Here is a 20,087-nt window from a genome sequence, read left to right on the forward strand (position 1 = left end):
AAAAAGGGCCCCGAGTTGAATATGAGGTTTCGCATTGTTGGATTGGTTCTCATTTTTACCCTTTTGTCAGGCAGTTTTTCTGCTTTTGGCCAAAGTTCCACTGTGGGGCGGGAGTTTTGGGTGGGATTCATGGAAAACAACCGAGTTTTTGGAAGCGGCAATAATCCAGGGGCTCCAGATTTTGCTGTATTGGTTATCACAGCCAATGAAAACACCACCGGAGCGATCGAGTACTTGAATAATTCTGCAGCTTTTACACTTTCGGCTGGCCAACAATACACGCTAAGGGTTCCTTCACCTGACTTGGATTTGCTGCACAGGAATTCCGGTGTTATCGAGAAAAAAGGAATCCACATTACTTCCACAGGAAAAATTGCAGTTCACGCGTTCAATGAACGATTCAGAAGTGCTGACGGCACGGTTGTTTTGCCTGTAGGTGCCTTGGGCAAAGACTATTATATCACCTCCCACTTTGAGGTTCTAACTGCCAATGTGAATTTCAACGGAAACATAAATAATGAAAGTACTTTGTTGGTGGTAGCCACTGAAGATGATACCAACATTGAAATCACTACCAGTGTCAACTCCCTAAGCGGAAATGTGGCCAATACCCCTTCGATAATTACGCTTGACCGTGGTCAAAGCTATCAGATCAAAGCAAGGGGAGATCTTACCGGTTCCCGCGTTCGCGTAATCGGTGACAATGCTGATGAATGTAAAAAAATCGCTGTTTTTGGAGGAAATAAATGGACTTCGGTTGGGAACTGCGGCGAAGCCAACGACCATCTTTTTCAGCAGGCCTATCCTGTCAATTCCTGGGGAACCAGCTTTGTCCACGTTGCCCTGGAAGGAAGATCTTCGGGAGAACTGGTCAAAGTACTCGCTGCCGAAGATGGGACTCAGGTTCGGGTAAATGGCCAATTGAGAGGGACCATTGACAGGGGAAAATGGCTGGCATTGGAATTTGCCGAGGATGTCTCCGGAAAAATCGAAACTTCCAAACCCTCTTCAGTGACCGTGTTTTCCAAAAGCATGGATTGTAATCGACCCAACTCACCTGAGGAGCGAAACGGTGATCCGTTTATGATTACCTACAGTCCTGTGGAGCAAAAACTCAAGGAAATCACCTTTAATGCCATGGCTCTGCCCTCGATCACCAACCACTATGTAAATGTGGTGGTGAAACGGGGTACAGAGAATCAGACATTCCTGGATGGGCAGAATGTCGGAAGTAGTTTTTCTCCATTGGCAGGCGATGCAGAGTATTCTATTGCCCGGATCGGAATTTTTCAGGGAGCGCATAAGATTTCCAATGCAGAAGGATTCACGGCCTATGTGTATGGATTCGGCGAGATTGAGTCCTATGGCTATGCCGCTGGAGCGGCTTTGGACAATCTGAATTTTGAAACAGAGGCTGAATATAATTTTGAGGTCGAGGGAGAAAAAGTAGCCTGTCTTAACCAGGAAGGTCTCTGGGCAGTCAATTCCCAAAATCCTGAATTTACGTATTTCGTCTGGGACTTTGGAGACGGATCCAATCCTGAAGTGGGGCAGGAAGTCCCGCATACCTTTACCAAACCGGGAATTTTTGAGGTTAAAGTTCTTGCTTCCCTGAGTGCCAATACTTGTGATGAACAGGAGGAAATCAACTTTGAGGTGGAGGTCTTTGAGACGAAAGCCGAGCTGATTGGGGAGATTTCGGTCTGCCCTGAGGTGGAGCAGGTGATGTATAGATTCAAGGAGTTAACCAATATTTCAACCGGAACTTTTGAGGTTGAGGGGGGTGAGATTGTGGAGGATTATGGGGATTCTGTCTTGGTAAATTGGGGTCCCGCTAATCCTAATGCCAAGCTTCGATTAATTCCTTATTCCGAAAACGGCTGTCCCGGTACTCCGGTGGAATTACCTGTTGTGATCAATCGAAGAATCGAAGTGTCTGAGGCTACCGGAGAGTTGCAGGTTTGTTTTGACCCGACTCTACCGCATCCTTATGCAGCTCCAAATCCTTCGGAGGGGAGAGGATATGAATGGGTGGTCACCGGAGGACGAATTGTTTCAGGTCAGGGAAAACCTGAAATCGAAGTCGTTTGGGATCAACCGGGAATAATCGGTACAGTAGAGTACACTGCTTATAGTTTGGTGGATACGGATTGTGAGGGGAAATCAAAGGCCATTTCTGTAAGTGTTGCAGAGGAGTTTCGGGTTGATCTTGGATCTGTTTCACCAGTTTCTTGCACGGGTGAGAGTTCAGGGATGATCGAATTGAATGTTCAAGGTGGTGTCACTCCATTAATCTATGAATGGGCCCATGATCCGGGTTTAAATTCCCCCAAAGCAATCAACCTGAAAGCGGGGACTTATTCTGTTAAAATTAAAGATCAGTTGGGATGTGAGCGGTTTTTGGAAAACATTGAAGTCCTTGAGCCTGAACCTTTGACTTTAGCTTCGATTACTCCAATGGGGGTTTCCTGCTATGGCAAACCTGATGGAGAAGTCACTTTGATTGTTTCCGGTGGAGTGGCTCCCTATACTTTTGAATATGAAGGATCTAAAACTTTTTCAGGCTCTATATCTCTACAGGATTTACCTCAGGGATTTTATGATTGGGAGGTAGAGGATGCCAATGGATGCACAGTAGCTGCGAATTTTGAAATTACTTCCCCAGCTGCTCTGGAAGTGGATGTCCGATTGGAAAAACCTGCCTGTCCCGGAGGATCAAACGGGGAATTGTTTGCAATTCCAAGAGGGGGAGGAAGTCCGTTCATTTACCTTTGGAAGGACGCTAGTTTTAACGGTAGCTTACTGACTGGATTAAGTGCAGGGACCTATGACCTGGAAGTGACAGACGCCTCCGGGTGCGTGAGTATCGGAAAAGGAACAGTGAAAGAAGCAGCACCTGAAATCCGAATGCCTACTGGATTTGATCCTCGACAAAAACCCGCTTTATATCAGGGAGTTTCAAACTGTGAGACCGATTTTCAGTTATGGATATATAATCGCTGGGGACAACTCATTTATTTTGGGGAATCGGGCTGGGATGGCACGATTTCTGGGAATGATGCTCCGACCGGAACTTACTCTTATACTGTAAATTATATGTATGTTTTGGAAGGGAAGTCTGAAGTGATTAATATCAAAGGATCTTTCACCCTGATCAGATAATTAACCCCAATCTTAACCAAATTGAAAAAGCCTTACTATTGAAATGAAGCACAAAAAGAGATTAAAGATCTTTTTGTTGTGCCTTTCATTTTTCATAAGCATCGGAGCACAAGCTCAGCTTAGCACACTAGGTAGAGAATTTTATGTCGGATTTATGGAGAACAACAAAACCTCCGCATTTCCCGACCAGGCCCTGATCTCTATCACGGCCAATGAAGACGCCTCCGGAAGTCTGACTTACGGTGGTACTGTTATTCCATTTTCTCTCACCAAGGGTAAGGTTTTTACACACACAGTTAATTCCAATACGTATGATTTGCTTCACCGGGATTCGGAAGTCATCGAGTCCAAGTCGGTAAAAATCACCTCAAGTGGAGATATAGCGGTTCATGCTTTTAACTTGCGAACAAACAGTTCCGACGGTACGGTTGTCCTTCCATCCAATTCTCTCGGAAAAGACTACTTCGTTACCGCCCACTACAATCCTCCTACAAGTACAACTTCGGATTTTGAGAGTACCGTTCTGGTGGTTGCCGTGGAAGACAACACTCAAGTTGAAATCACTCCAAGTGCAGCGACTGTCAAAGGCAAAAGCCCGGGGAGTTCGTTTTTGGTCACCTTAAATTCAGGCCAGACTTATCAGGTAAAAGGCAATGGGGACTTGACAGGTACTCGTGTGAGAGTGGTCAATGGCACTGACGGAGACTGTAAAAACATCGCGGTTTTCGGTGGAAACAAAATGACTTACGGAGGATCATGCGGCTTTAGTGGGGACCACCTTTTTCAGCAAGCCTTCCCGGTTTTCACCTGGGGTAAAACATTCACCCATATTCCACTATCAGGTAGAACTTCCGGGGAAATTGTAAAAATTCTTGCTTCTGAAAACGGAACCGAAGTTTTTGTCAATGGTCAGTCCAAGGGAATTATCAATGAGGGGAAATTTCTCGAAGTGGAATTCGCCAAAGATGAAGTAGCCATTATCGAAACGTCCAAGCCTTCCGCAGTTTCGATGATAGCGAAAAGTATGGATTGCAATGAGAGTTCCAATGACCTTTTTGGAGACCCCTTTCTTTTAACATACAATCCGGATAATCAAAAAATTGAAGAAGCGATTTTCAACTCGCTAAGTGGTGGTGGCTTCACCAATCACTACGTGAATATCCTTCTTGAAACCGCCTCAATCAGTAAAACTATTTTGAATAACAAGGCGATCGATTCTGAATTCAAGCCGGTTCCCGGAAATCCGCAATTATCCTATGCTCGAATTAAAGTGGCATCAGGACCAAATTCCCTGTCTAACCCGGATGGGTTTATTGCCTATGCTTATGGCGCTGGATTGCGGTCTTCTTACGGTTTTTCTGCAGGGGCAAATTTGGAAAGTACCAAGTTTGAAGCAAAAAGCTCCTATGGTTTTGAAGTAATCGGTGATCGGATTGCCTGTTTAAATCAGGAAGGAACCTGGTTAATACACCCTGAAAATGAAGCCTACACAGTCTTTTCCTGGGATTTTGGTGATGGTTCACCCGTAGTGGAAGGTCAGGAAGTTGGGCATACCTTCAAGACAGAGGGGAAGTACCAAATCAAGGTTTTAGCGTCTACAGGAAAAGGAAGCTGCGGTATCGAGCGGGAGTTTACCTTCGAAGTGGAGGTAAAGAAAGTGACTGTTGAACTCGTGGGGCCCGAAAGTACCTGTTCAGCCGAGGAGTTGACCTATACTCTGGCTAATCCAACCAATTTTGATCGGATCATATGGGAAGAAGTTGTAGGGGGTGAGATCGTTGCCAAAACAGAAGAATCCATCACCATCCGTTGGTTGGATCAGTTTGAAGAGGGGAAAATCAGTGCCATTCCAGTTGGAGAAAACGGATGTCTCGGGGATAGGATTGAAAAGACAGTGAAAATTGGTGCAGCCCAAACTGAGATCACACCGGTTGGTCCGGACAAACTCTGCGGACCGATTGTCGAAGTGGTGACATATGAGGTTCCTAATCCTACAGCAGGCAAAACGTTTGAGTGGGTGGTAATCGGGGGTGAGATTAAGTCCGGACAAAATACTTCGAAAGTTGAAGTGCTTTGGAATATCAATGCCACGGATGCAGGAATTTATTTCCTCGAAAAATCATCCCAAAACTCTCCCGGCATATGTCCAAAGATTTCCAAGACTCTAAAAATCTCCAAAATTGACCCTGTAAAGATAGATTCAATTGCTTTGGTCGCCCCAAGTTGCCCGGGTGAAGCAGGTGGATCAATCGTGCTAAAGGTTTCCGGGGGATCCGGAACTCATGACATCAGCTGGTCTCATCAGCCGGATTTGAATTCCGGAACTGCGCAAAACCTAAAAGCCGGTATTTACAAAGTGATCATCACAGATCGTTCGGGTTGTGGGGTATTGATTCAGGAAATTGAACTCAAAGACCCTGAAAGCATGAAACTGAACGGCGAACTGGAGTATTTGCCTATCACTTGCGCAGGAGGAAATGACGGGGGCTTCAAAGCAAAAGTAATCGGTGGAACGGCTCCTTATACTGTTGAGGGAGTTTCATCCACTTGGGACGGTACTAACCTGACCGTGACCGGTATGTCAGAAGGTAAATTTTCCTTGTTTATCTTGGATTCCAAAGGATGTAGCCTTCCCATTGCAGGAGAAATTAAGGGATCAAAACCGCTTACCGCAAGTTTTCTTCAGGAAAGTCCCGGCTGTCCGGGAGGTGCCAACGGGGCGCTTTCCGTCGTGGTTTCCGGAGGAGTTCCTCCTTACAAGTATTCATGGAGTGACGGAGGTGTTTTTGTAGCAGCCTCTGCTACCTCCAAAGCCATTCTTTCCAGTGGTTCATCGATCAGCAGCATGCCTTCAGGTCAATATGAAGTAACAATTACCGACGCAAAGGGTTGTAGTGTTACCGCATTCGGAACAATTGAAGAATCCAAACCACAGGTAAGAATGCCAACCGGCTTTATGCCAAAAGACGGAATCTATGCCCCGGTTTCCAATTGCTACCTGGATTTCCAAATGCAGATTTTGAATCGATGGGGACAGGTAGTCTATTCGGGAAAAGAAGGTTGGGATGGGCTATTCAGAGGGGAAGAAGCACCGATTGGAAATTATTCCTATGTGGTCACGTATCAGTATCCCAAAGAGGGAATAAATCAGGTTGAAGAAATTCAAGGTGTTTTCACACTCATCAGGTAAATTGGAGAAGATTGTGGGGCGGATGAATTATGAACACAAAATGGCTGGTAAATAGGTATTTGCTGCTGCTGTTTCTCATTTTGGGAAACAGTTTTTTTGCATTGGCCCAGCTTAATTCCGTTGGCAGGGAATTCTACATCGGTTATTTGGAAAATGGAAGAAGCCTGGATACCGTCAATGTCCAGCCAGAAAAGGCGGTGGTTATCATCACTGCCAATGAAAAAGCCTCCGGCACCATCGAGACTCCCCGTCAGAAAATTTCCTTCAGTCTTGAAAAAGGGCAACAGCTAATCCGGGAATTTGACGGATTGGCAGAAGAACTGATTCACTCCGTTTCCGGTTTTGTGATGCCCCGATACATGCGAGTAGTTTCCACCGGAAACATTGCAGTCCATGCACTCAATGGTAGGGCATACAGCACCGGAAGTACGGTAGTATTGCCGGTGGAAGCTTTGGGACTGGATTATATGGTCATGGCCCATCACGAGAAAGACCAGGTCGGAGGGTCACCCTACAATCACACCACCATGGAAAGCTCCATGGTCATCGTGGGTACGGAGGAAAATACCGAAGTGGAGATCATTCCGTCAGTGCGGACTAGCAGTGGAAATTCGGCTAATTTTCCATTTAAGATTGTGTTGGATGCAGGGGAATCCTATCAGCTGAAATCGGACGAGGACCTTTCAGGAACCAGGGTTCGGGTACTCAATGACAACAATACCAACTGCAAAAAAGTAGCTGTTTTTGCAGGGAACCGAATGTCGAGCTCGGGGGAATGCGGCACAACCGGAGACCATCTTTTTCAGCAGGCTTATCCCACCAATACCTGGGGAAATTCCTATATCCATGTTCCGATGAAAGACCGGACATCCGGAGAGTTTGTGAAAGTACTGGCTCTTGAGAACGGCACCGATGTCTTTGTCAATGGGCAATTGAAGACGAGACTCAATTCTGGAAAATACATCCGTCTGGAATTCGGGAAAAATGAAGTTGCACGGATTGAAACTTCCAAGCCAAGTTCGGTAGCGGTCTTGTCCAAAAGCGGTTTCTGCAATGAGTTTTTCGCCGCTTCACTTGGTGACCCCAATTTTTTCTCCTACTCACCAAATAAGCAGCTGATCAAGGAAATCCAGTTTTCAACCGGTAAGCTCTACGGGAGATTTAACCTGAGCATCAATCACTTTTTGAATGTGATCGTACCCAAAGGATCGGCTGGAAAAACCATCCTTAACGGGCAGAATGTAGGCGGTCAGTTTAAGACTGTTCCAGGAAACCAATTTGAATATGCCCAAATCCTGATTCCTGAGGGAGTCAATCAGTTGAAAAATCCGGAAGGGTTCATTGCTTATGTCTATGGTTCTGGTCAAATCGAATCCTATGGATTTGCTGTTGGTACGGGCGTGGCGAGTATCCAATACGAGGCGGATTCCAAGTATGCGTTTGAAGTGGAAGGGGAAAAAGTAGCCTGCCTGGGAGAGCAGGGGGCCTGGAAAATTCTTCCTGAAGACCAATCTTTCACCGAGTTTACCTGGACTTTCGGAGACAATACTCCAGTGATGAAAGGTCAGGAAGTCTCCCATATTTTTCAAAAGCCAGGGAAGTATTTCGTCAGTGTATTGGCGGCTACAGGTTCGGGAAAATGTGATGAACAGGAGACATTTCGCTTCGAGGTTGAAGTGAAATCTGTGGAAGCCAAATTAACCGGGCCAGAATCCGTCTGTCCCTTGATCGATGAATTCACCTATATGCTGGAGGATACGCTCAATTTAAAGCGGGTCGATTGGGAAATTTCCGGTGGAACCATCCTGGAGGAATCCCTTACCTCAGTCAAAGTAAAATGGGGGGCGCCCAATCCCAATGCAAAACTCAGAGCCATTCCCTTCAATGCAGAAGGCTGTCCTGGTGAGCGGATGGAACTCGCTGTGTCTGTGACCGAAACGATTGAGCCAAGCCTCCCAGTGGGTGATTCGGGTATTTGTGGAGCGGGAAATTCTCTGACTTACAAGGTGCCCTACCAAACTGCTGGAAGATCTTACACCTGGATGGTGACAGGTGGAACACTGATTTCCGGTCAAAACACCCCTCAAGCCGAGATTCGCTGGGATCTCAATGCCCCGGTCAAAACTGTTTTCTACGAGGAATCCAGCACGATCAATGGAGCTTGTGCTGGCATTTCAGAAGTGTTGGAAGTCAAAGTTTATCCCGAATTCAAGATAAATACGGCTGAGTTGGTCAAGCCAGCCTGTCCGGGAGAAAGCAATGGAAGTATCCGCATCAATCCAAGTGGAGGTTCCGGGACCTATGAATACAAGTGGTCCCATAATCCCAGCCTCAAAACCGGATTTGCAGAAGGATTGTCCAGCGGAATGTATGAAGTGACCGTCTCGGATGCTACCGGCTGCGCGGTGGAATCATTGAAGTTTGAACTCACCGAGCCGGAGGAATTGAGGGTAATTGATCCTGTGGTTGCGGTTTCAAATTCCTGTTTTGGAGTCGAAGATGGAGCGTTTATACTGAAACCCCTGGGAGGAAATCCACCTTTTACTGTCTTGGGATTTGAATCCATCTGGGACGGAAAAGAGCTGAAAATCATGGGGATAGCTCCAGGGGATTATAAGTTGCTGGTCTTTGACAGCAGAGGATGCAGCATCGAAGTGCCCGCAGTGTTGGAAGGTCCGGATCAACTTACTGTTTTGGCCAAGGTGGGAAATCCAGGCTGCGAGGGAAGTTTGGATGGGGAATTGGAGTTGGAGATTTCCGGCGGGATCGGCCCATACCAAGTGCAATGGGCAACTGGTCAGACAGGCGCCCGGATTTCAGAGCTACCGTATGGAGAGTTTTCGTATACCGTGACAGATTCCAGGGGTTGTGTTTTGACCGGCATCGCAGTGGTCAATCAGGCCAGACCGGAAGTCCGCATGCCCACCGGATTTGATCCGAGGGAAGGGGTGTTCCAGCCGGTCTCCAACTGCAGCATTTCATATCAGCTGACCATTTATGACCGATGGGGAGGGATAATCTATTCCGGATCGGAGGGGTGGAATGGACTGATCCAAGGTATTGAAGCCCCAGTGAACTCCTATTCTTACTTCATCCGCTATGCTTACCTGCTGGAAGGAAAGGAAACCAACTCCGAGAAAAAAGGAAATTTTACGCTGATTCGTTAAGCTTTTACCTCCCCAAATTGGAGGATTTGGATACTTTTGTCCCGGCTATATTTTTAATTAAGAAATGAAGAAGATTTTAATTACCGGCGGTGCCGGCTACATCGGGTCCCATACTGCAGTCGAATTATGGAATGCCGGAATGGAACCGATTATCCTGGATGACTTGTCCAATTCGGATGAAAAAGTGCTGGATCGACTGGAAGAAATTACCGGGAAGCGATTCGCTTTTTTCAAAGGGGATTGCAACGACAAGTCCCTGTTGGAACGCATTGCAACCGAGCATCAGCTCGCCGGAGTGATCCATTTTGCCGCTTTCAAAGCAGTGGGAGAAAGTACTTCTCAACCGCTCAAATACTATAAAAACAACGTCGGTTCCCTGATCGTTCTGCTCGAGTTTATGCAGGAACAGGGCATTCAGGATCTGGTTTTTTCGTCTTCCTGCACTGTGTATGGACAGCCGGAAGTATTGCCTGTAACAGAGTCTACCCCACGACAGGAGGCAGAAAGCCCCTATGGCAACACGAAGAAAATCTGCGAGGATATTTTGATGGACTACGTCAAAAGCAAACCAGGAGTTCGCGTCATTTCTCTTCGCTATTTCAATCCGGTAGGAGCGCATCCCAGTGCCAAAATCGGGGAATTGCCCATCGGTACTCCGCAAAATCTCGTGCCCTACATCACTCAAACCGCAGCGGGGATCAGGGAAAAATTGACCGTCTTTGGCAACGACTACGATACCTCCGACGGGAGCTGCGTGCGGGATTACATTCATGTAGTGGATGTGGCAGACGCACATGTGAAAGCTTTGTCCTACCTCAGTGGTCAGGAGGACAATTTCTATGAGGTATTCAACGTCGGCACTGGAAAAGGAAATACCGTACTGGAAGTAATTCATGCCTTTGAAAAAGTAAGCGGCCAAAAACTCAACTATGTGATCGGTCCACGCCGACCCGGTGATGTGGTAAAAACATGGGCCGACACCACCAAAATCAACCAAGTGCTCGGTTGGTATCCGAAGTATTCATTGGAAGACTCCATGCGGGATAGCTGGAATTGGCAGAAGCGTCTATGAAATCAAAAGAGCCTTTTAATTTGATTTAAAAGGCTCTTTTGATTTTAATACCCCGCTGCCTGTCCGTCTTTTCTGGATTCTGAGGCGCCGACATAGACTTTGTTGACCTTGTCGTAGAAGATAGCTTGGTATCCTCCATAGGGTCCGATGCTAAACTCGATTCGGTGGCCCATCTCTTCCAATTTGCGGATGACTTCATAGGAGAAGCCGCTTTCCAGATTCAGCGACCCTCCATTGGTCATCTTAGAGCCTGTGGGTTCGGACGAACCGTTGTGCCGCATACGCGGTGCGTCGCCTGCTTCTTGCAAATTCATGCCGAAATCGATCAAGTTGACCACAATTTGGGTATGCCCCTGTGGCTGTACTGAACCACCCATCAGGCCGAAACTGATGTAAGGCTCCCCGTTTTTGGTGATAAAGGCAGGGATGATCGTGTGAAATGGACGCTTTCCTTTAGCCAATGAATTCCAATGGTTAGGGTCTTGGACATTGAACTGTTGTCCGCGATTTTGTAGGACAAAACCCAACCCATCCGGAACCATGCCCGACCCAAACTCATCGTAAATGCTTTGGATAAAGGAAACCATATTACCTTCCTTGTCTGCTACGGTGAGGTAGGTGGTGTTGCCTTTTTCGATTTCCCCGGCAGGGTAGGCCATGGCTGCTTTGTTAGGATCGATCAGTTTTCTGCGCTCTGTAGCGTATTCTTTGGAAATCAATTTTTCCACAGGGATTTGATTGAAAGCCGGATCAGCATAGAATTTTGCCCGGTCTTCAAATGCCAATTTCTTGGCTTCGGTCAGCAGGTGCAGGTATTCTGCACTTCCAAAGCCCATCGATTTGATGTCGTATCCTTCGAGGATATTCAGCATTTGCAGGACGGCGATTCCCTGTCCGTTGGGCGGAAGTTCCCACACGTCGTATCCTCGGTAATTGGTGCTGACGGGTTCCACCCATTCGGAGGTGTGTTTTTTCAGATCTTCATAGCGCAGATAGCCCCCATTTTCCTTCATAAAACGATCGATGGTCCTGGCTATTTCACCTTCATAAAAAGCCGAACGGCCTTCTTTGGCGATCAGAGAGTAGGTTTTGGCCAAGTCCGGATTTTTGAAGACTTCGCCTTTTCTCGGGGTGTTTTTGCCATTAGGCATGTAAGTCTTTCGGAAACCGGGAATGTCTTGCATCTCCGGCCACATGTGATCCATCTGCCAGGCGATCACCTCTGTGACCGGAAAGCCGTTGTTTGCATAGTCGATGGAAGGCTGAAGAATTTCCTGCATGGAGAGCTTTCCAAATCGCTTGTGCATTTCAAACCAGCCATCCACACAACCCGGAACCGAGACTGGTAGTGGGCCAAGTAAGGGTACGGTAGTCAATCCCTTTTCCTTGAAAACATCCATCGTCAACAGCTCAGGAGCACGGCCGCTGCCATTGAATCCGTAGAGCTTTTTGGTTTTGGCGTCCCAAATGATGGCAAAAACATCTCCTCCGATTCCGCAGCCATTCGGCTCGACCAAGCCCAGCATCGCATTGGCAGCGATTGCGGCATCCATAGCCGAACCGCCCTTTTTCAAAATATCCAAGGCCACTTGGGTGGCAAGGGGTTGGGCGGTGGCGGCCATACCGTTTTGGGCGATGACTTCAGATCGGGTGGTAAAGGATTTTCCGGATACCCGATCCTGGGAAAAGGTCAGAAAAGACACCAGCATTCCGGCCAACAGTGAGAATAGGAATTTTATTTTGCTCATGGGATTGGGGAAAAAGAAGAACTCTAAACTAGCTCCAAAGAGAGAATAATTTGATACTAGAGTTGTAAAAGGTAAAGATCCGCTTTAATGCAACCCAACATGGCCTATTGGTATGTTTTAAATGATTGGATTTCTTATCCCTTTATTCCAAAGCCCTCACTAGCAGTCGTTCGGATACTTTTTCGCTGAGGGTTTCATTCATATGACCTTCGTAGCTGACAACCACACTGGAGTCATAGGCCTCCCTGGAGAGGATGCGCAGTTCAGTTCCCAATGCCAGTTTTCTGCTGTTCAGGAATTCCAGAAATTCTGTGGAAGAATTGGTCAACGCGGTGAGTTGTACCAGTTGGCCGGGTTTACAGGAGGAAAGTGGCGTGTAATGGATTTCCTGGATTCGCCCCAGTTTGTCCGGAATAGGCGAACCATGCGGGTCAATGGTCGGAAATCCCATCATTTCATCCATCCGCTGGAAAAACTTCGGGGCGTGAATGTGCTCCACCTGCTCTGCGATTTCGTGGACTTCCTCCCATCCGAATCCCATTTTTTTCACCAAAAACATCTCAGTAAGGCGGTGCTTACGGATGATCAGGGCGGCTTCCTTTTGCCCTGCCGGGGTAAGCAGGAGCGGTTTGTATTTCTCATAATTCACCCACCCACTTTTTTGAAGGCTTTTCACCATGCTGTTGGCAGTCGGCAAACTCACCTGCAGACTGTGAGCCAATTCGGAAAGATTTACCTCTCCTTGGGAATTGGAGAGATTGAATAGGGCTTTGAGGTAATTCTCTTCTGTGGTGGAAGCCATAAATGGAGGTCGAGTCTAATCATTCAAAGGTACTATAGGTTTTATAAGAAAAACAAATTTGTTAGAATGATCTAACTTGTTACTTTTGTAAATCTAATTATTGAGTATTATGTCAAAAGTCGGTTTGTTTTTACTGGGTTCGTTGCTTTTGGGGACGGAAGTTTTTGCCCAAAACATCCTGAAAGGACAGGTTTTGGCCAACTCAATTCCGGTCGAATTTGCCAATGTGGTGCTCAAGGGAACTTCCAAAGGAGCGATCACAGACAGCCTCGGTTTTTTTCAACTTCTGGAGGTTCCTTCCGGGTCTTATCAGATTCAGGTTTCCAGAATTGGGTTCCTCACCGAAAATATTTCCGTACTCGTTCCCTCCAAGGAGGCCAGCCAGATCAAAGTGGAATTACGGGAATTAGATTCCAGTCTTGATGAGGTGGTGGTCAGTGGGACCCTCCAGGAGGTGTCCAAGTTGGATAGCCCAGTACCGGTAGAAGTGTATAAGGCTGGGTTTTTTAAAGCAAATCCAACGCCTTCCCTGTTTGAATCCCTCCAAAATGTGAACGGAGTCCGACCTCAGATCAACTGCAATGTTTGCAACACCGGCGATATCCACATCAACGGATTGGAAGGTCCTTACACCATGATCCTGATTGACGGAATGCCGATTGTCAGTGGTTTGGCTACGGTTTACGGGTTGACGGGAATTCCACAATCCCTTATCGATCGGATCGAAGTGGTCAAAGGACCGGCATCCACCTTGTATGGTTCGGAGGCAGTTGGTGGATTGATCAATGTGATTACAAAGAGGACGGAGATTGCTCCTGCCTTGGCGGCGGATGCATTTGTTACGGGTTGGGGGGAAATCAATGCCGACTTGGGCGTAAAAAGTAGCTGGGGAAAATCCATTCAATCCCTTACCGGCGCCAATGTATTTTGGTACGACAATCCCATCGATAATAACGAGGACGGATTTACGGACCTGACTTTGCAAAAGCGGTTTTCCCTGTTTCAGAAATTCCAGATCAAGCGAAAAGCGGGAAGGGAATTTTCCCTTGCCGGGCGGTATGTAACCGAAGACCGATGGGGCGGACAGATGGATTGGACGGAAGCCTATCGGGGAGGAGATCAAATCTATGGGGAAAGCATCAAAACGCGTCGTTGGGAAGCTTTTGGAACCTATCGACTTCCGATCGAGGAACTGGTAAATTTTCAGTTTTCGGTCAATGGACACCATCAGGACTCGTATTACGGAACCACTTTTTACCTCGCCGATCAGCAGATTGCCTTTGGGCAGTTGACCTGGATGAAAGAGGCCGGAAAAAACAACCTGCTGCTGGGAACTGCCTATCGCTACACTTTTTACGATGACAACACGCCGGCCACTCAGCAAAATGGAGAAAGGAATTACCCTTCGCAGATCCATTTGCCCGGAGTTTTCTTTCAAAACGAATTTAAGATTTCAGAAAAGCAGAGTTTGTTGGGCGGAATTCGATACGATTACAACAGCGTGCATGGAAGTATTATCTCTCCCCGTCTGAATTACAAATTGGTTTCTGCGGACAAGAGCACCGTTTTCAGGTTTTCAGCAGGAAACGGTTTCCGGGTTGCAAATGTCTTCACGGAAGATCACGCTGCCCTGACTGGGGCAAGAGAAGTGGTGTTTGCAGAAGAGCTAGCCCCCGAGCGGAGCTGGAATACCAACCTAAATCTGGTTAAGAAGATCTACTCTGACCGAGGAAATTACTTCGGATTGGACGGATCGGTTTTTTACACCCATTTCACCAACCGAATCGTGCCGGATTACGAAACGAATCCCAACCAGATTATCTACGCCAATCTTGACGGAAATGCGGTGTCCAAGGGGGTTTCATTGAATTTGGATGCCGTTTGGAATTCAGGATTTAAGGTGATGGCCGGAGCAACATTAATGGATGTGAGTTTGGAAGAAGAGGGACAGAAGGTGCGTCAGTTGCTCACGGAGCGGTTTTCAGGCGTTTGGACAATTGGGTATCAGTTTCAAAAAATAAAGCTTTCCCTCGATTACACCGGCAATGTGTACAGTCCGATGCGTTTGCCACTGTTGGGCGAACTGGATGAGCGTCCGGAATATTCTCCATGGTGGAGCATTCAGAATATCCAGTTGACCAAGGCTTTTGGAACTCGTGGGGAAATCTACGGAGGGGTGAAAAATCTCCTGAATTACACCCCACCTGCCAACAGTATTGCCCGGGCCTTTGACCCATTTGATCGGGGAGTGGAGTTTGGTCCCAACGGTCAGGTAATTCCCACACCCGAGAATCCCCAGGCATTGACCTTTGATCCAACTTACGTGTTTGCTCCCAATCAGGGGATTCGAGGATTTTTTGGAGTGAGGTTTACATTGGAATAATAACAAGGCCTCGACATCTCACCGATTCTGTTCCTGTCTTAACTCATAGCACTTATGGATAAAGCCACTCATGTTGGCCAGATCTTTCAAAGCTGTGAATCGACTAATCTAGGCGAGCTATTTGAATAGGAACCTTAAAGAGGTTAGCAAAAAAAAATCCCCGCTTTTGGCGGGGATTGTGAATTAATCTTCTTTGGCTTCTTCCGGTTTTTTGGCTTCGGCTTTTTTGACTTTGTCGCCTTCTTTCAGCTCTTTACTTACAATGAAGTATGGGCCTGAGATAACCTCATCGCCTTCTTTCAAACCTTCCAGAATTTCGATGTTTTCATAATCTGAAATCCCGGTTTTTACTTTTCTGATTTTGGCTACTCCGTCTTCACTCACGAAAACCAATTCCCGTGATTTGGTTGTGCCACCTGCCAGGGTATCCAGCTGATCTTCTCTTGTTGTCACTGAAGAAAGTGGGATGGCCAATGCACCGGCTTTGGAAGTAGTCAGAATTTCAACAGAAGCAGTCATACCTGGACGGAAAGGATATTTGTTGCCCGCTTTTACCAAGTCCTCATAGGAACTGTTAAGAATTCGGATTTTTACTTTGAATTCGGTTACCGCATCGGCAGAAGTCTTGGTATTTGCTGTGTTCGCAATGCTGGTTACGATCCCTTTGAATTTTTTACCAGTAGCAGCATAGGAATCCACATCAATAAGTGTGGTGTCACCCAAACTTAGACGAACGATGTCATTTTCGTTGACGTCCACTCTTACTTCCATTTTGGAAAGGTCCGCAATGGTCATCATTTGGGTACCGGCCATCTGCTGCGTACCTACTACACGTTCACCCTGCTCAACCAGCAAACTGGAAACGATTCCAGAAACCGGGGAATTTACATTGGTAAGCCGTAGATTTTCGGAAGCTTCGTTTACGGAAGCCTGAGAGCTTTTTACGATAAATTCGGATGCGACCACATTCTGTTTTGCAGCCTCCAGATCTTTCTGTGCGGAGATGTAATTGGCACGAGCAGTCTCAAAGTCAGCATCTGAAATCGCTTTTTCGTCGTAAAGCTTCTTTTGTCTGTTGAAGTTAAGTTCGGCTTGGGTGAATTGAGCCTCTGAACGCTGCAGAGCCGCTTTGGCCTGAGCCAAATTTGCCATTTGCTGATTGAGGTTAGCTCGGGTTCTTTCCAACGCAGATACGAAGTTGTCAGGACGGATTTTCACCAAAAGCTTTCCCATTTCCACGGAGTCACCTTCTGCCACATTGAGTTCGATGATCTCACCTGCCACATCCGGGGAAAGTTTCACTTCGACTTCAGGCTGGATTTCTCCGGAAGCACTTACTTTTTCAACGATCGTTGTTTTTTTGGCAGTTGAAAATTCCACCTCTGTTTCTTTGGCCCCACCAATCCAACCTGCAGATCGGCCGATTACGGCAATAACGATGATAAGTCCTACTGCTCCCAGCAGGTAATACAAGAGTTTGTTTGACTTTTTAGCAGCCATGGTTTAGTTTAAGTTAATGGGGTTACCGAGATAAAAATCAAGCACTTTTACTCTGAAGATATAAGTGTATTTGGCATTGAGCAAATCTGCCTGGGCATTGAATAGGTTAGCTTGAGCAACCTGAAAATCTACCGAGTTGATTGCGCCCAAGTCAAAACGTTGCTGGGCCACACGGAAAGATTCTTCCAGACTTTTCACCCGGGTCACTGAGGCAGCATAAGAAAGTTCGGCTGAAAGCGCACTGTTATAGGCAGTTTCGATGTCCTGTCTAAGCTGGTTTTTTGCTTCCATCGCGGTGACTTCAGAGATCGCTTTTTGAGCTCTGGCTCTCTGTAGGTTGGATCTGTTGTTGAAGTTGGTGAAAATCGGAATGCTCAACTGGAGGTTGGCAGCCTGAGAAAGGTTGGATTCAAACTGCTGGCTGAAGGATGGTCTATCTTGTCCGAAAACCTGATCCACGTAGTTGGTGAAGATATTTGCTCCCAATCCCAATGAAGGATAGAATGCACCTTTTGCGATTTTCTCCTCGAGTTCGGCACTTCTGACATTTGCTTCGGCAGCCTTGATTTCAGGCATGATATCTACTGCGGTTTCGAAGATTTTATCGGGAGTTTCGCTTGCCATCAAACCACCATCCATCTCAAAATCGGGTTCGACCACTTCAAAATCCTCTGTAAATGGAATTTGCATTGCCTGGGCCAAATTAAGCTTGGCAATTCGGAAGTTGTTTTTAGCATTAATCACTTCCAATTCATTGGAGGCATTTTGGGATTGGAGATCCAGCAAATCGGAGAGTGGCAGAGATCCTGCATCGACCAGTTTCTTGGTTCTTCCCAGTTGTTCAGTGGTGGTTTTTAGCTGGTTTTCAGCAATTTTAACCTGTTCGCGGTTGAAGACCACATTTATGAACAAGTTGATTACGTTCAGAGTAATCTCATTTTTTGTTGCCTCTACATTATAAACACCTGCTTCCAAGTCAGTTTTTGCCTGAGCCACTGAATTGTTTATTCTCATGCCCTGAAAAATCGGGACATTGGAACTCGCTGAGAAATTGACGTTGCCAATTCGGTTGTTTTCAAATAGGTTGGTTACCGGGTTGATGGATCGACCCCATCTTACGCCATAGCTGGAACCTGTAGTCAGAGAAGGATAGCGCTGCCCACGGCTCTGCATTAGCGTCGCCTCAGTGATTTCCTGATTCAAAAGTGTCCTTTTGAGGGTCAGGTTATTTTCCAATGCGACATTCACACAGGTTTGAAGGTCAAATGGTCCTTGGGGAACTTCCACTTGTGAAATAGCGGAAGTCTGTAGTCCAAGAATCATAATAACTCCCAGAAAAAATTTTCTCATAGTCAGTTGGTTTTGTTTGTGGTTTATCAAAAGAAATCAAAGGTCAATGTGCGGAATGTAAATCAACTGTTTAATCCAGGGTAAGGATTTTAGGTACTGAGTGGTAATTTCCCTGATTCCGGAGTCCATTTCGATTACATGGCAGGCTATATCGTTTTTTCCTTTTCTGGAAACCGACATGGTTGCAATATTCGTCTTTTCCTGAGCAATTACACTGGAAATAAAAGCAATAGCTCCAGAAATATCGTCTGCTTTTATTATTAAGGTGTGGTTTTGAGCTGAAAAGTTTGCCACAAACCCATCTACTTCGGAAATGTTGATTACTCCGCCTCCCAAACTTTCACCGACTACTTCAATCTGACTATCTCCCTTTCGAAGATTGAGTTTGATTGTATTGGGATGATGCACGGAGGAATTTCCAATGGATTTAAACTTGTAAATAAGGCCTCTTTCGGTTGCGATTTCCAATGCATTTTTGATTTTGGGATCGTCCGTATTGAAGTCCATCAGTCCACCCAAAATGGCCCGATCACTTCCGTGACCTTCATAAGTTCTGGCGAAGGAATTGTAAAAAGTAACGGTTGCTTCATCAGGAATTCCACCCAGGACTCGGATTGCTGCTCTGGCTATTCTAACCACGCCAGCAGTATGAGAGGATGACGGGCCGATCATGACGGGTCCAATCATATCAAAAACACTGCTTTTGTTTGCCATGGGGACTTTTTATCCAATTTTGATGCTAACACTTTTCAGGGTTCAAGATTAAGTTATTTTTTGATGTCTTTCGGCATTTGGGAGGTTTAATCGTGGTTTTGTTTATTACTTTTAACAACCTCCGCAGGGAACAAAATTTATTTATGATCGAATACGTACACTTTCATGAGCGAAACTGATACAGTTTTTGTTTTCTCACCCACCGAATCCACTTGGAAAAGCTCTAACCAATTTCCGATTCCCAATCGGGGGATGAATTTTGGAGATGGACTCTTTGAGACAATGGTTTTTGATGGCGAGCAAATCAGATTTTTCGAATTTCATCTGGATCGATTAAGGATGGGAATCCGGATTTTAGGGATCACGGCTCCCGAAGTTTATTCTTCCGATCTGGAGAAATGGGTCAAAAACCGTTATGCGGGTCAAAAACTCAGGATTCGCTGGAATTTATTCCGGGCTGGTTCCGGAAAATATACCCCGGAACTCAATCACGCATGTCAAACCTTGCATATTCAGGAATTTACACCGGCTCCGATGGTAAAAAAGAAAGCCGCTTTTTCCGAAAAGGTTACCCTTTTTTCCAGTCCTTGGAGTCGATGCAAAACGTTGAGTGCATTACCGTATGTTATGGCAGCTCAGGAAAGGGTTGCGGGGAAGCTGGATGAACTGATCCTGTTGGACTACCGGGGAAAGGTTGCAGAAGCCAGTTCCTCGAATATTTTTTGGAGGAGGGGAAAAAAAGTTTTTACGCCATCACTTTCCTGTGGAGCAATTGAAGGAGTTGGAAGGCGGGCAATAATTGAAAAATTAGGAAGGTTGATAGAGCAGGGGGAATTTACCTCCAACGAGCTATTGAGAGCCGATCAGGTTTGGGTTTCCAACGTGACTGGTGTTAGTTATTTGGAGAAAATCGATTCCATGGAATTTTCTACTGAGGCATTGCCGTATCTCTTCGAAATTTTTGATTAAGGCTTATCTTCACTGACTTTTTGTGCAGAC

General features: G+C 46.3%; 11 protein-coding genes. 6 read left to right on the plus strand and 5 right to left on the minus strand.

Annotated features, from left to right (window positions below):
- The first annotated feature begins 129 nt into the window (after nucleotides 1-129).
- The 4 genes from D0X99_RS12870 (at nucleotide 130) to galE (ending at nucleotide 10,591) form a co-directional block, all read left to right on the plus strand.
- The gene (locus tag D0X99_RS12870; protein WP_199708089.1) at nucleotides 130-3,162 is read left to right on the plus strand and encodes a PKD domain-containing protein; all 3,033 of its coding nucleotides are present in this window, start codon (nucleotides 130-132) and stop codon (nucleotides 3,160-3,162) included.
- A gap of 43 nt (nucleotides 3,163-3,205) precedes the next feature.
- The gene (locus D0X99_RS12875; protein ID WP_119478248.1) at nucleotides 3,206-6,352 is read left to right on the plus strand and encodes a PKD domain-containing protein; all 3,147 of its coding nucleotides are present in this window, start codon (nucleotides 3,206-3,208) and stop codon (nucleotides 6,350-6,352) included.
- A 29-nt stretch (nucleotides 6,353-6,381) separates the two neighbouring features.
- On the plus strand, nucleotides 6,382-9,519 hold the full coding sequence (locus tag D0X99_RS12880) for a PKD domain-containing protein (protein WP_119478249.1): 3,138 nt from the start codon (nucleotides 6,382-6,384) through the stop codon (nucleotides 9,517-9,519).
- Nucleotides 9,520-9,583: 64 nt separating this feature from the next.
- Nucleotides 9,584-10,591, plus strand: coding sequence for a UDP-glucose 4-epimerase GalE (galE, locus tag D0X99_RS12885; protein ID WP_119478250.1), 1,008 nt, complete (start codon nucleotides 9,584-9,586; stop codon nucleotides 10,589-10,591).
- Nucleotides 10,592-10,635: 44 nt separating this feature from the next.
- Here the strand turns inward: galE and ggt are convergent, their stop codons facing one another.
- Together ggt and D0X99_RS12895 are read right to left on the minus strand one after the other, a co-directional pair.
- Complete coding sequence (gene ggt, locus D0X99_RS12890; protein WP_233553715.1) at nucleotides 10,636-12,339, minus strand: gamma-glutamyltransferase; 1,704 nt, start codon at nucleotides 12,337-12,339, stop codon at nucleotides 10,636-10,638.
- Nucleotides 12,340-12,481: 142 nt separating this feature from the next.
- Entirely contained in the window at nucleotides 12,482-13,141 is a 660-nt protein-coding gene (locus D0X99_RS12895; protein ID WP_119478251.1) for a metal-dependent transcriptional regulator, read from the minus strand.
- A 109-nt stretch (nucleotides 13,142-13,250) separates the two neighbouring features.
- On the opposite strand from D0X99_RS12895, the gene D0X99_RS12900 reads away from it, so the two are divergent.
- Nucleotides 13,251-15,524, plus strand: a complete 2,274-nt coding sequence (locus D0X99_RS12900) for a TonB-dependent receptor (RefSeq protein WP_119478252.1) — start codon at nucleotides 13,251-13,253, stop codon at nucleotides 15,522-15,524.
- Nucleotides 15,525-15,707: 183 nt separating this feature from the next.
- On the opposite strand, the gene D0X99_RS12905 is transcribed toward D0X99_RS12900, so the two are convergent.
- Genes D0X99_RS12905 through sdaAB form a run of 3 tightly spaced genes read right to left on the minus strand, consistent with a single transcriptional unit; the run spans nucleotide 15,708 to nucleotide 19,088 of the window.
- Nucleotides 15,708-17,024 (minus strand): efflux RND transporter periplasmic adaptor subunit, encoded by a 1,317-nt coding sequence (locus D0X99_RS12905; RefSeq protein ID WP_119478253.1) that lies wholly within the window; start codon nucleotides 17,022-17,024, stop codon nucleotides 15,708-15,710.
- Between the two features lie 3 nt (nucleotides 17,025-17,027).
- On the minus strand, nucleotides 17,028-18,374 hold the full coding sequence (locus D0X99_RS12910) for a TolC family protein (RefSeq protein ID WP_119478254.1): 1,347 nt from the start codon (nucleotides 18,372-18,374) through the stop codon (nucleotides 17,028-17,030).
- A gap of 36 nt (nucleotides 18,375-18,410) precedes the next feature.
- Nucleotides 18,411-19,088: an L-serine ammonia-lyase, iron-sulfur-dependent subunit beta gene (gene sdaAB / locus D0X99_RS12915; RefSeq protein ID WP_119478255.1), complete on the minus strand. Its 678-nt coding sequence runs from the start codon at nucleotides 19,086-19,088 to the stop codon at nucleotides 18,411-18,413.
- A gap of 165 nt (nucleotides 19,089-19,253) precedes the next feature.
- Between sdaAB and D0X99_RS12920 the strand changes: the two genes are divergently transcribed.
- Entirely contained in the window at nucleotides 19,254-20,057 is an 804-nt protein-coding gene (locus tag D0X99_RS12920; protein WP_119478256.1) for an aminotransferase class IV, read from the plus strand.
- Nucleotides 20,058-20,087: the final 30 nt, after the last annotated feature.

Source organism: Algoriphagus lacus (assembly GCF_003583985.1).
In the GTDB taxonomy this organism is placed as follows: domain Bacteria; phylum Bacteroidota; class Bacteroidia; order Cytophagales; family Cyclobacteriaceae; genus Algoriphagus; species Algoriphagus lacus.